Origin of the sequence: Amycolatopsis sp. NPDC001319 (genome assembly GCF_042896185.1) — a bacterium.
GTDB lineage: Bacteria > Actinomycetota > Actinomycetes > Mycobacteriales > Pseudonocardiaceae > Amycolatopsis.
The window spans coordinates 705,058-717,665 of record NZ_JBIAWY010000005.1 but is presented as its reverse complement, the minus strand read 5'-3'; the positions used below and the strand labels follow the sequence as shown (position 1 = coordinate 717,665).

The 12,608-nt window shown below is 71.5% G+C and carries 13 protein-coding genes; 8 read left to right on the top strand and 5 right to left on the bottom strand.

The window, feature by feature from the left end:
* Positions 1-24 precede the first annotated feature (24 nt).
* Positions 25-339 (top strand): ArsR/SmtB family transcription factor, encoded by a 315-nt coding sequence (locus ACFY1H_RS22530; protein ID WP_386949084.1) that lies wholly within the window; start codon positions 25-27, stop codon positions 337-339.
* Between the two features lie 67 nt (positions 340-406).
* Complete coding sequence (locus tag ACFY1H_RS22525; protein ID WP_386949082.1) at positions 407-1,294, top strand: TIGR03620 family F420-dependent LLM class oxidoreductase; 888 nt, start codon at positions 407-409, stop codon at positions 1,292-1,294.
* Positions 1,295-1,390: 96 nt separating this feature from the next.
* Here the strand turns inward: ACFY1H_RS22525 and ACFY1H_RS22520 are convergent, their stop codons facing one another.
* Complete coding sequence (locus ACFY1H_RS22520) at positions 1,391-1,951, bottom strand: YceI family protein (RefSeq protein ID WP_366578785.1); 561 nt, start codon at positions 1,949-1,951, stop codon at positions 1,391-1,393.
* Positions 1,952-2,060: 109 nt separating this feature from the next.
* Here ACFY1H_RS22520 and ACFY1H_RS22515 point away from each other — a divergent pair, with 109 nt between their 5' ends.
* The 3 genes from ACFY1H_RS22515 (at position 2,061) to ACFY1H_RS22505 (ending at position 4,584) form a co-directional block, all read left to right on the top strand.
* Complete coding sequence (locus ACFY1H_RS22515) at positions 2,061-2,540, top strand: MarR family transcriptional regulator (RefSeq protein ID WP_366578787.1); 480 nt, start codon at positions 2,061-2,063, stop codon at positions 2,538-2,540.
* Between the two features lie 28 nt (positions 2,541-2,568).
* Positions 2,569-3,561 carry a glutathione S-transferase family protein gene (locus ACFY1H_RS22510; RefSeq protein ID WP_386949078.1) on the top strand — a complete coding sequence of 331 codons (993 nt, stop codon included), beginning with the start codon at positions 2,569-2,571 and terminating at the stop codon, positions 3,559-3,561.
* Between the two features lie 108 nt (positions 3,562-3,669).
* Positions 3,670-4,584, top strand: coding sequence for a GlxA family transcriptional regulator (locus ACFY1H_RS22505; protein WP_386949075.1), 915 nt, complete (start codon positions 3,670-3,672; stop codon positions 4,582-4,584).
* Positions 4,585-4,624: 40 nt separating this feature from the next.
* Here the strand turns inward: ACFY1H_RS22505 and ACFY1H_RS22500 are convergent, their stop codons facing one another.
* From ACFY1H_RS22500 to ACFY1H_RS22485, 4 genes are all read right to left on the bottom strand, one after another.
* Complete coding sequence (locus ACFY1H_RS22500) at positions 4,625-5,371, bottom strand: SDR family oxidoreductase (RefSeq protein ID WP_366578793.1); 747 nt, start codon at positions 5,369-5,371, stop codon at positions 4,625-4,627.
* Positions 5,372-5,478: 107 nt separating this feature from the next.
* On the bottom strand, positions 5,479-6,372 hold the full coding sequence (locus ACFY1H_RS22495; RefSeq protein WP_386949070.1) for a LysR family transcriptional regulator: 894 nt from the start codon (positions 6,370-6,372) through the stop codon (positions 5,479-5,481).
* A gap of 25 nt (positions 6,373-6,397) precedes the next feature.
* The gene (locus tag ACFY1H_RS22490) at positions 6,398-6,916 is read right to left on the bottom strand and encodes an alpha/beta fold hydrolase (RefSeq protein WP_386949403.1); all 519 of its coding nucleotides are present in this window, start codon (positions 6,914-6,916) and stop codon (positions 6,398-6,400) included.
* Positions 6,917-6,991: 75 nt separating this feature from the next.
* Positions 6,992-10,054 carry a BTAD domain-containing putative transcriptional regulator gene (locus ACFY1H_RS22485; protein WP_386949067.1) on the bottom strand — a complete coding sequence of 1,021 codons (3,063 nt, stop codon included), beginning with the start codon at positions 10,052-10,054 and terminating at the stop codon, positions 6,992-6,994.
* Between the two features lie 313 nt (positions 10,055-10,367).
* Here ACFY1H_RS22485 and ACFY1H_RS22480 point away from each other — a divergent pair, with 313 nt between their 5' ends.
* The 3 genes from ACFY1H_RS22480 (at position 10,368) to ACFY1H_RS22470 (ending at position 12,603) form a co-directional block, all read left to right on the top strand.
* On the top strand, positions 10,368-10,985 hold the full coding sequence (locus ACFY1H_RS22480; RefSeq protein WP_386949065.1) for a hypothetical protein: 618 nt from the start codon (positions 10,368-10,370) through the stop codon (positions 10,983-10,985).
* A gap of 71 nt (positions 10,986-11,056) precedes the next feature.
* Positions 11,057-11,614, top strand: a complete 558-nt coding sequence (locus ACFY1H_RS22475; RefSeq protein ID WP_386949062.1) for a hypothetical protein — start codon at positions 11,057-11,059, stop codon at positions 11,612-11,614.
* On the top strand, positions 11,611-12,603 hold the full coding sequence (locus ACFY1H_RS22470; protein ID WP_386949059.1) for a hypothetical protein: 993 nt from the start codon (positions 11,611-11,613) through the stop codon (positions 12,601-12,603). The genes ACFY1H_RS22475 and ACFY1H_RS22470 overlap by 4 nt, the downstream gene beginning before the upstream one ends.
* Positions 12,604-12,608 lie beyond the last annotated feature (5 nt).

The window sequence follows — 12,608 nt, the reverse complement described above, 5'->3', positions numbered from 1 at the left end:
AAATGTCCGCGGTATCCTGCAGCTGTGGAAACAGCCGCGGATCCCGAGGTCGTGCGGGCGTTGCGCGCACTGGCCAACCCCGTGCGGCTGCAGCTGCTCACGTGGCTGCGGGACCCCGCGCAGCACTTCCCGCTCGACGGCGGGGTGCTCGACGTCGGCGTGTGCGTGAGCCACATCCAGGCGAAGGCGGGTCTGGCGCAGTCGACGGTGTCGGCCTACCTCGCGGAGCTGGAGCGCGCGGGCCTGGTGCGGTCCACGCGAGTGGGGAAGTGGACCCATTACCGGCGCGACGAGGAGCGGATCGCCTCGCTGGTTTCGGTGCTGGGTCGGACGTTGTAGGTCCAGGTGTTCTCAGCCCCGGCTCCTTGGTTGCGCGTCATATCGTAATTCTGCGATACTTCGATACGTGACGCGAGCAGATGCTGTGGACGGGCTGGGCAAGTTCGGGATCTGGACGTTCGACTTCGAACACCAGCCCGCCGCTTTGATCCGGGATTCGGTGCAGGAACTGGAAGAACACGGCTGGCGCGCGATCTGGGTGCCGGAACTGCTGGGCCGCGAAGCCTTGACGCACGCGGGTTTCCTGCTCGCCGCGACCCAGCGCGTGCACGTCGTCAACGGCATCGCCCAGATCTGGTCCCGCCAAGCGCGGTGGACCCAAGGCGCCGCCCACCTGCTCGCTGACGCCTACCCCGGCCGCCACGTCCTCGGTCTCGGCTACGGCGGCGCCTCCCGGCCGGACGTCAAACCGCTGGCCGCCATGGCCGCGTACCTGGACGAGATGGACGCCGTGCAGACTCCGAACCCCGCGCCGGCTTCACCGGTCCGCCGCATCCTGGCCGCGTACGGACCGAAGATGCTGGAGCTGGCCCGCGATCGCGCTTCGGGCGCCCACGCGTACCACGTCACCGTCGACCACACGGCGCAAGCCCGCGAGATCCTCGGCCCGGACACCTTCCTGGGCGTCGAGCACGCCGTCCTCTTCGAGCGCGATCCTTCGGTGGCCCGCGCCGTCGCGCGCGAGCACCTGGCGCGCTACCTGACGTCGAAGTACAACGTCGCCAAGTTCCGCCGCCTCGGCTACTCCGAAGCCGACACGTCCCACGGTGGCTCCGACCGCCTCGTCGACGCCCTCGTCTTCTGGGGCGACGTGGACACCGTCGTGGAGAAACTCCGCGGCCACCTGGCAGCGGGCGCGGACCACGTCGGGATCCAGGTCATCGGCACTTCACCGGGAGCCTCGGCCATGCCGCACTGGCGTCGCCTGGGCGAAGCCCTCCTGCCCGAAAGCTGAACCGCGGAGCGCGGGGACCCTGCAAACGCGAACGGGCCGGCCCACTGAAGTGAGCCGGCCCTGCGCGACCCGGTTACCCGGGGTCTGGGACGAGGTTCAGGCGTTCTTGATCGCCGAGACCTCGAACTCGAGGGTGACCTTGTCGGACACCAGCACGCCGCCGGTCTCGAGCGCGGCGTTCCAGGTGATGCCGTAGTCCTTGCGGGAGATCGTGGTGGAGCCCTCGAAGCCGACGCGGTCGTTGCCGAACGGGTCCTTCGCCGAGCCCTCGAACTCGAAGGGGATGGTGATGGACTTGGCAACGCCCTTGATGGTCAGGTCGCCGGTCACGTCGAAGCTGGTGTCGCCGGTCTGGGTGATCCCGGTGGACACGAAGGTGATCTGCGGGTACTCGTCCATCGAGAGGAAGTCGTTGCTGCGGATGTGACCGTCGCGGTCGGCGTTGCGGGTGTCGATGCTGTGCGCCTGGATGGTGACCTTGGCGGTCGAGTTCGCCGGGTTCTCACCGTCGACGGTGAAGGTGCCGTCGAACTCGTTGAACGCACCGCGGACCTTCGTCACCATCGCGTGGCGGGCGACGAAGCCGATGCGGCTGTGGGCGGCGTCGATCGTGTACTCGCCGGTCAGCTGGGGGTAAGTGGTGGTCGCGCTGGTCATGGGATCTCTTCCTTCGGGTTCGCTCCCCCAACCACTTGGTTGAGGGCTCAACAAGACTCTAGCCCACATAACCTGATTGCGCGAGCAAGTATTCCGGTAGACTGCCCATATGGTGGACAGAGTGCCGTTGAGCAGGGAAGAAGAGGCCGTGTGGCGTCCGCTGACGCGGATCATCACCGTGTTGCCGCGGGTGCTGGAAGATCATTTCGTGAACGAGACCGGCATCTCGATGACCGACTACACCGTGCTCGTGTCCCTGTCCGAGGCCGAGGAGGGGTGGCTGCGGCTGTCCGACCTGGCCAAGGCCACGGCGCTCTCGCTCAGCCGCATCAGCCGCGTCGTCGACAGCCTGGTCAAGCGCGGCCTCGTGGAGAAGGCCAAGTGCGAGAGCGACGGCCGCGCGGCCAACGCGTCGCTCACCGAATCGGGTCGCGCCAAGCTCGCGGGCGCCTACCCGGGGCACCTGGCGCGCGTACGGTCGCACTTGTTCGACCACCTGACCCCCGAAGAGATCCGCGGCGCGGGCCCGATCCTCGCCCGGGTGGCCGCGGCGCTGGAGCCGGACGGCCCCCAGCCGTGCCCCGAGTGACCTGCAACCCTTCGACGAAAGTGGTGCCATGACTGCCGACAAGGGCGAGTTCAAGCGCGACCAGAACTACCTCGCCGACCGCATCACCGCCGACGGCCGCGACGGCTGGCCCGTGGAGCCCGGCCGCTACCGCCTCGTGATCGCCCGCGCGTGCCCGTGGGCCAACCGCGCGTCGATCGTGCGCCGGCTGCTGGGCCTCGAGGACGTGCTGTCCATGGGCATCTGCGGGCCGACGCACGACCAGCGCAGCTGGACGTTCGACCTCGACCCGGGCGGGCGCGACCCGGTGCTGGGCATCGAGCGCCTGCAGGAGGCCTTCTTCAAGCGCGACCCGCAGTACCCGCGCGGCATCACCGTGCCGGCGATCGTCGACGTGCCCACCGGCCAGGTCGTGACCAACGACTTCAAGCAGATGACGCTCGACCTGTCCCTGGAGTGGCGCGCGTACCACCGCGAAGGCGCGCCCGACCTGTACCCGGAACCCCTGCGTGACGAGATCGACGACGTCGCAGACAAGGTGTTCCGCGACGTGAACAACGGCGTCTACAAGGCCGGTTTCGCCGGTTCGCAGGAGGCGTACGAGAAGGCGTACGACGCGCTGTTCGCCCGTCTCGACTGGCTCTCCGAGCGCCTCGCGAACCAGCGCTACCTCGTGGGCGACACCATCACCGAGGCCGACGTGCGGCTGTTCACCACGCTCGTCCGCTTCGACGCGGTGTACCACGGCCACTTCAAGTGCAACCGCGAGAAGCTCACCGAGATGCCGGTGCTGTGGGCCTACACGCGTGACCTGTTCCAGACCCCCGGATTCGGCGACACGATCGACTTCGACCAGGTCAAGGAGCACTACTACGTGGTGCACCGCTCCATCAACCCGACCGGCATCATCCCCGCCGGGCCCGACCTGTCGGGCTGGCTGACGCCGCACGGCCGCGAGGAGCTGGGCGGCCGTCCGTTCGGCGACGGCACCCCGCCCGGTCCGCCGATCGAAGGCGAGCAGGTGCCTCCGCTGGCGGCGTGACGCGTTTCGCCACAGCTGGGCCCACGAGGGCAGGACCCTTACCCGAGGTCTCCCGGACCCGCGCCGACGCCGCCGGTCCGGGAGACGCTCGCGGGTAGCGTCGCGCTCATGACGAGGGTGGTGTTCCTGCTCGCACCTCAGGCGTACCTGCTGGACATCGCGGGCGCGGCCGACGTGTTCCTCGCCGCGCGCTCGCTGGGCCTGCCCTACGAGCTGGCCTACTTCGCCGAGGAACCCGACGTGCCCACCGCCGAGGGCCTGCCGGTGCGCGCCTCGACCCGCGTCCCCGTGCTCGGCCGTGACGACATCCTCGTGGTCCCCGGCGGCGCCGGGTTCACGCCGGGCGTCGCCCCGGCCATGCCACGCGGGCTCGACCTGCTGCGTGTCCACCACTCCGCGGGCGGCCTCGTCGCGAGCGTCTGCGCGGGCACCGTCGCGCTCGCCGAGGCGGGCCTGCTCGACGGCCGGCGCTGCACCACCCACCACGACCTCCAGGACGACCTCGCCCTGCGCTACCCGGCCACCACCGTCGTCCGCGACGTGCTCTACGTCGTCGACGGCCGCGTCGCCTCCTCCGCCGGCATGGCCAGCGGCATCGACCTGGCGCTGCACCTCGTCGCCAGCGCCCACGGTCCGGGCGTCGCGGGCCGCATCGCGCGTTCGCTCGTCTTCTACGCGCGCCGCAACGGCCAGCAGCCCGTCACCGGCCTGCTCCGCCACCGCAACCACCTGTCCGACCTGGTGCACCGCGTGCAGGACCTGATCGAGACGCGCTACGCGGAACCGCTGCGGCTTTCGTCGCTGGCGCGGGAGCTGGGCTGCAGCGAGCGGACGGTCACGCGCCACTTCGTCGACGCCGTCGGCATGACTCCGTTGCGCTATCAGCAAACGCTGCGGCTGGAGCACGCCGAGCACCTGCTGGCCGACGGGTCGACGCTCGAGGCGGCGGCCCGCAGCGCGGGTTTCGCGGACTCACGATCATTGCGGTCGCTGCGGAAGTCGCAGGAACTGCAGCACCAGTAGCCCGGCGTGAACCCGCGCCGGCTCAGCCACTCGAAATCCCTTACACCGCAACCCGTCCGCCGTCCACCGGCAGCACCGCGCCGTGGATGAAGCTCGCGCCACCCGTCACCAGGAAGACGATCGCCGCCGCGATCTCCTCCGGGCCGGCCGGGCGCCCGGCCGGCGCGAGGGACGCCAGCTGGTCCAGGCTCTCACCCATCGCGGCCGTGCCGTCGGTGCGCGTCGGCCCGGGGCTCACCGCGTTCACCCGCACGCCGCGCGGCCCGAACTCCGCGGACCACGACTTGGTGAGCAGTTCGAGCGCGGCCTTGCTGGATCCGTACAAGCCCATCCCCGCAGCACCGAACTCGGCGACCATGGTGGACACGTTCACGATGGATCCCGCGCCCCGCTCGGCCATCGCCGGCGCCAGCGCCGCGACGAGGAAGTACGGCGCCTTCACGTTCAACGCGTACACCGAGTCGAAGTCCGGCTCGGTGGTGTCCTCGGTGGGGCCGAAGGGAAAGATGCCGGCGCTGTTCACCAGCACGTCGACCTGACCGGTCACCGCGAGCGCCCGGACCGCGAGGTCCCGCGCCGACGCGGCGTCGGCGAGGTCGGAGCCCAGGAACGCGGCCTGCCCGCCGGCGGCGACGATCTCCTTCACCACCTGCTCGCCCCGGCCGGCGTCGCGACCGCTCACCAGCACGTGCGCACCGAGCTTGCCCAGCGCGACCGCCGTGGCGCGCCCGATGCCGCTCGTGGCGCCGGTGACCAGAGCGGTGGTTCCCGACAGTTCTGCCGTCATTTCGTTCACTTCTCCCGAGTCCGCCGCGCTTTCGTGCGCGGTCGCCTCGTTCAAGCGAAACGGCCCGGTCAGCCTTCCGACCCGGCGATACGGCTCGCTTATGGCGCCTATAAGACGTCCAAGGCCGCCACGAGATGTCCGAGGTCGCGGCGGTGCGAGGAGGCCGGCCACACCGCCCACGTGCGGCGCACGAGCGGGGATCCGACCAGCGGGCACCACGCCAGGTGCTCGGGGATGGGCTGCGTCCAGTTCGGCGGCGCGAGCGTGAACGCGCCGCCCGCGCTCACGGCGGCGAACTTGAGCTCGGAGATCAGCGAGTGCCCGGCCGTCGGGTCGGGGCCGATTTCGAGACCGTGCGAACGGAAGATCGCGGTCACCTCGTCGTACCACGCCGGGCTGCCCTCGCGCGGAAACCCGATCCACTCCAGCCCGGCCAGTGCGTCGAGGCGCACACCGTCGGGGCCGGCGAGCTGGTCGGCTTGGGCTTTCGACAGCAGGACGCCGAGGTTCTCCGCCAGCACCGGCATCGCGTCGAGTTCGGGGCCGACGGGGTGTTCACGGACCAGGCCGAGCTCGAGCTCGCCCTTGCGCAGCAACGCGAACTGTCCGGTCGTCGAGGCGTGCACCACCTGCACCCGGGTGTCCGGGAACGCGCCGGCCAGGTCGGCGAGGGCGCGGGCCATGAGATCCGGCGGCAGTTCCAGCGGCATCCCCACTCGCAGCGGGCTGCCCGACGCGTGCCGCGTCACCGTCGCCACGGCTTGATCGTGCCGCGCGAGCACGGCGCGTGCCTCGCCGGCCAAGGTCATCCCGGCTTCGGTGGGCTGCACGCCCGCGTTGCTGCGGACCAGCAGCTGCACCCCCAGCTGCCGCTCCAGCGCCTGCACCGTCTGCGACACCGCCGGCTGGCTCACGTGCAGCCGCCGCGCCGCCGCCGACAGCCCACCTTCGTCGACCACGGCGACGAAGGCCCGCATCTCCCGGATCTCCATGCCGTCCATCGCACCACGAACCCCGGGACGCGGCTCAGCCCGCGTCGAGCACGATGCGCAGGAGCTCGTCGGGGGCGTCGCGCATGAGGTCGTGCTTGCCGTCGACGGCATGAACGTTCCACAGTGGATCGTCGAGGAGCCGCTCGTACGTCGGCTGGAACGGCGAGCCGCCGTCCCGCTCCTTCGCGTACCCGGTTTCGGCCACGCTCAGGTACCACTCGCGCTGCCGGTCGTCGGTGAGCTGCCAGCAGGATTCACCGTCGCGCGGCACGAACGCGTCCACGTACACCAGCGCGTCGACCAGGTCCGGCACGCGATCGGCGGCGCCGGTGATCACCATGCCGCCGTAGCTGTGGCCCACGAGCACGGCGTTCTCCACCCGCTCGGCCTCCAGCGCGCCGACGAGGTCGCGCAGCTGCCCGGTGAGCCGGTCGAAGCACCAGGCGCCGGGCACGAGCACGTAGGTCGTCACGGCGACCACGCTAAAGGCGGTCCCCGGAGAGGTCCACGGCGTTGAGCTCCGTCGAAAAGCGCTGGTCGGAGGCCAGGTCAGCGCCGCGTCAGCACCTCGACGACGTGTTCAGCCGCAACATCGTTCGCTGACAGGTTCGGTGCCGGGCCTGGGTCCTCAGCCCAGGACGGACTCCATGACGGCCTTCAGTTCGGTTTCGTCGAACGCTTCCGCGGCCTCGATGTCGACGATCTCCAGCAACCGCACCAGGTCCGGCAGCGACCAGTCGGGCCCGCCGCGCAGTGTCTCGGCTGTCTTCAGCAACCGCGCGGCGTCCTCGGTCCGCCCGATCCGCGTGGCGTGATCGGCGATGCTCACCATGGCCTGCGCCAGGTACATCGCGTCGCCCGAGGTCATCCGCACGGCGTCGCGTCGTCGTTGCGCGGCCGTGGCCAGGTCACCGGCCTCGGCGTCGAGATAAGCCCGCGACAGCAGCACCGTCGCCTGGAAGGACGGGTGCACCGACAAGTGGCGCAACATCCCTTCGGCCCGGTCGAACTCGGCCCGTGCCCCGTCGGCGTCGCCACGCCACCGGGCGATGTCGGCTTTGGCCTGCGCCAGCCCGGCGAGCGCGTCCGGGTACACGACCACCGCGGCGTCGCGGTCGGCCTGGGCCAGGGCCGCGTCCACGGCCTCGACGTCGCCCAGCAGCCAGTGCAGCTGAGCCTGCCGCGCGCGCAACCACAGCACGTCTTCGAGGGTGCCGATCTCGGACACGACCGTGGCGGCCTCGCCGTAGTACTCGATCGCGAGCCGCAGCTCACCGCGGCGGGCCACGAGGTCGGCGAGGTTGCCGAGCGCCAGCGACGTGCCCCAGCGTTCGCCGATGAGCCGGAACAGCCGCACGGACTCGGCGGCGTCCGCCTCGGCGGCCTCCTGCCCGCCACCGCCGGCCAGCAGCAGCTGGGCCCGGTTCATCCGCGCCTGCGCCCGAAGCCAGAGGTCTTCGTCCGTGAGGAGATCGTCCAAAGTGTCCAGTCGTGGCGCGACCCCGGTTTCCAGTCCGGACAACAGTTCCTGCAGCGAAACCATGAACCGCAGCACGGGGTGGCGCGTGGTCCGGTCGCTCAGCTCCATCGCGTTGCGGAGGTAGTCGTCGGCCGAGCCGAAGTCCGCGAGGCCGGCGGTGACGAACACGGCGGCGAGCGCGTTGGCCGCGGCCCGGTCCTCGGCGTCGACCTCACCCGGCGCGGCCAGCGCCGCCGTGATCAGCTCCTGGCCCTCGCCCTTGTGCCCCGCCAGCAGCCAGAACCACGCGGCGGCGATCACGAGCCGCACGGCCATCGCCGCGTCGCCGGCGGCGATGCTGCCGCGCACCGCCGAGGCCAGGTTGCCGTGGTCGGCGGCGAGCCGGGCGAGCCAGCCGAGCTGTTCGGCGCCGCGCAGGTGCGGGTCGGCCGTCTCGGTGAACCGCGCGAACCACTCGGCGTGGGCGCGCCGGACGGACTCGCGCTCGCCGGCCTCGTCGAGCCGTTCGGCGGCGTAGGCCTTGATCGTCTCCAGCATCCCGTACCGCGGCTCGCTCGCCTGCGACACGACGAGAAGCGATTTGTCGACCAGGGCGGCCAGCAGGTCTGCGGTGTCGTCGGTCTTCGCGACGGCGGCGGCCGCGTCGGCCGTGGCGCCGCCGGAGAACACGGCGAGCCGGCGCAGCAGGGTGCGTTCGGCTTCCGAGAGCAGCTCCCAGCTCCAGTCGACGACCGCGCGCAGCGTGCGGTGCTGCGGCATCGCTGTGCGGCTGCCGGCGTTGAGCAGGCGGAACCGGTCGTCGAGGCGCGCGGCCAGCTGCGCGATGGTGAGTGAACGCAGGCGTGCCGCCGCCAGCTCCACGGCCAGCGGCATCCCGTCGAGCGCGCGGCAGATGCGCGTAACGGCCTCGACCGTGGCTTCCGCGACCTCGAACCCGGGCCGCACCGCCGCGGCGCGGTCGGCCAGCAACCGCACCGACGCGCACGACATCGCTTCCGTCACGCTCGCGCCCTCCGGCGGCAACGCCAACGGCGCCACGGGCCACAGGGCCTCACCCGTCATGGCCAGCGGCTCACGGCTCGTCGCCAGGATCCGCAGGCGCGGGCACTCGCCGAGGAGCCGGTCGGCCAGCTCCGCGGCGGCGTCGACCACGTGCTCGCAGTTGTCCAGCACCAGCAGGACCTCGCGGTCACGCAGCACGCTCACGGCCCGGTCGGCGGCCGTCCCGCCGGCGACGAGCCCGAGCTGCCCCTGTTCACGCAGGCCGAGGGCGCTGAGCACGGCCTGCGCGACGTCGGCGTCGGCGACCGGCGCCAGCGCGACGAACCAGACGTCACCCGGCGTGCGGTCGAGCAGCGTGCGCGCGGTCTCGGTGGCCAGGCGCGTTTTCCCCGCGCCGCCCGGCCCCGTGAGTGTGGTGAGCCGGTACTCGGCGACGAGCTTGACGACTTGGGCGACATCGGCGTCACGACCGACGAAACTCGTGAGCCCGGCACGCAAGTTGGTGCGCGCCTCGGACTGGGTGTCCACAGAGGACTCACGCAGGATCTCGGTGTGCAAGGCGGAAAGCCGAGCCGACGGGTCGGTGCCCAGCTCTTCGGCGAGCGCTTTGCGGAGGCGCTCGTAGACGGTCAACGCGTCAGCCGGCCTCCCCGTGGCACACAACGCGCGCATGAGCGCGGCGGCGAGGCGTTCGCGCAACGGGTGTTCCGCCAGGAGGGCGGTGAGCTCCGCCGTCAGCTCCTCGCCGCCGCCGCGCCGCAGCTCCGCCTCGGCGTGCTCCTCCACCGCGGCCAGGCGCAGCTCCGTGAGCCGCGCGATCGTGCCCTGGAAGTAGGCGTTGTCCGCCACGTCGGCCAACGCCGGCCCCCGCCACAGCCCGAGCGCCTCGGCCAGCGCGCTGGTGTCGCGCCGCCGGACGAGCTCCTCGAACCGCACCACGTCGACGTCGGCCACCACCCGATACCCGACCGCCGCGGCCTCCACGACCACCCCGGCCCTCCGCAATCGCGACACGAGCGCCTGCAACGCATTCCCCGTCGACGGCGGCTGTTCTCCCCACACCGCGTCCACCAGCCGCCCCGCCGGCACCACCCGCCCGCCATCCGCGGCCAACGCACTCAGCAACGCCCGCAGCCGCGCACCCGCGACCTCGACAGACGCGCCGTCGTCCGTCCGGACCTCCAGGGGGCCGAGCAAGCTGATCCGCACCGCTCGATTCTGCCCGGTCTCGGGGCTGGGCGCGTCGGGGATATCCCGGATTCTGTCGGGCTCTGTCGGCCTCGGGCCGGTCTGGGGTTGGATGCCCGTAAATCTGCTCGGAGCCGCCCCGGCAGCGCTCGGGCTTTGTCGGGGGTGGCCGATGGACTGGACAAGGGCACGCCCCCTAGAGAGGGCGGGGGCCTGTCCGGCGGGGGATGGGGCCGGGGCGCAATGTTCGGCGGCTTGGTGCGGGACGAGCCTCCGTCGAGAATTACGCGTGCGGCATGGGTAAGTTACGTTCGGTGAGCACGCGAGGACGACCGTGACTTACCCACCGCAGCAGGGCGGGCAGTATCCGCAGCAGCCCTACCCCCAACAGCCGTACGCGCAGCAACCACCGCCCTACCCGGCCCAACAACCGCCGAACCCGCAACAACCGCCGTACCCGCCCCAGCAGCAGCCGTGCCCACAACAACAGTGGGTCCAACCCGGCTACCCGCCGCAGCCCAAGAAGCGCAGGCTCCTCTGGCTCTGGATCTCCCTGGGCGTAGTCGTCGTCCTGGCCGGCGGCGTCGGCATCACAGGCTTCGTCGCGCCCGGGTTTTTCCTCAACAAGAACCACCCGGTCGGCGCCGCTCGCACTCTGGCTGAGCCGCAGTTCATGAACGAGCTGCTCGGCAAGCTCAACGTCCACGACCTCGCCGGGGCCGCCGCGTATGTGTGCGCGTCGGCGGACGAGAGCCCGGCGTCGCTGGTGCACGGGCATTTCGCGGACCCGAACGTGGGGCACTATCGCGTCCGGGAGGTCGAGCCGCTGCACGAGATCACGCAGTTCGTGCACGTCGACTCGGACTATCCCGGAAACCCGATGCCCTACAGCGCCACGTTCATGCTGCGGCAGGGTCCCGACGGCGGTTTCTGCCTCTTCGGGGTCATCTGACCGGCGGCGACACCCCACCGCAAGCCGCGTCGTTCCCGTAGGTTGGCGCGGTTCGTACCTACAGTGGCCGGGTGACTACGCCAGCGCAGCACAAGCGCGAGCAGGCGACGGCGCGCGTCGCCCGGGTACAGGAGGCCATGCGGGCGGGGCTGGGCGCCCTGCCGGAGGCCGGGGACGAGCGGACGCGCGTCCTCGACAGCCTGGTCGACGCGGCCGAGGACCTGCTGCGCACGGAGCGTGAGGTCGAGATCGCGACCGAGCAGGTGCGCGCGGCGAAGCTGGAGGCGCGGCGGGCCGGCGCGCAGCGGCTGTCGCTGTACCTGGCGGCGGCGCCGGTCGCGGTGGGGATGGTCGTGGGGGCGCTGATGCTGTTCGGCGGGATCGGCGCGGTGTGGGTGCTGTTCGCGCTGCCGCTGCTCGGCGCCGGGCTGCGGATCGCGCTCGGGGCGCTCGGGCCGACGCCGCTGATGGTCGACCGGCGGCTGCGCGCCGCGTACGTGGGGGCGGCCGCCGCGGGGCTCACGGGCGCGTCGCTGCTGGTCCCGGGCGCCGTCCAGGCGATCCTGGTCGTGCTGGCCGCGCTCGCGACCGTGGCCACCGTCGTGTTCCTGGTGCAGGAGGTCCGATGACCTACTCCGAGTACTACCCCGACACCGAGTACTACGAGGAAACCGAGGAGCCCGACAGCGAGTTCGACGCGCTGTCCGAAACCGTCGACGGCATGCAGGAAACCGTCGTCGACCTCGAGTCGCGCACCGGGCGCGAGCTGACGGAGCTGCGCGAGACGTTCGAGTCCTTCTCCGAAGCCCAGGTCCGCCACGAATCCCGCCTCGACGTGGCCACGCGCCAGCTCGAACGTCTGCGCCAGCGCCTGCAGCTGCTCGAACGCGCCGTGCGCGTGTCGGAGAAGGTGCCGGTGGTGGACCTCGACGACGTCGGGCCTGCCTTGCGCAAGCTCGCCGCTGACGCCGAACGTCGCCACGCGCTGGCCGCGCAGCTCATGACGGCCAACCAGCGCCGTCCGTACGAAGAGGACATCGCGCGGCTGCCGCAGGCGCGCGAAGCGTTGGCAGAGAGCGAAAACGCGCTCATCAACGTGCTCGCCATCCTCGCGTCCACCCAGCACGGCGACGAAAACCGCGGCAGCGCGCAGGCCCGACTGTCCGAAGTGGTCGCCCGCCGCCGCGGTGTCCTCGACCGGCAGCTGCCCGCCGCGATCAAGGACGCCGAGGCCGCGCAGCAGATGCTGACCGCCGACGACGTCACGCGCACCCGCGTGCTGCCCCAGATCGAGAAGTCCGAACGCGACTGGGAAGAGCTGCACTCCAAGCTGCGCGAACGCATCACGGACGCGATCGGCTCCAGCGCGCTGCTGCCCGTGTGGTTCACGCACGCGTTCGGCGTCGCCCCGCCGTCCGGTGCGGCGGGGGACCGGTGGATCCGCGCGGCGACGTCGGCGCTGGCCTACCGCGTCACCCACGGCGTGACCGACCAGGCGCTGCCGCTGGGCGAGCCCCCGGCCGACGACACCGACTGGACCCAGCCGCAGTGGTCCTGGCGCGCCCGGCTCGAACAGGACATCGAGGACCTCGACATCAGCGGGGACTGGCTGTCCTGATTGGT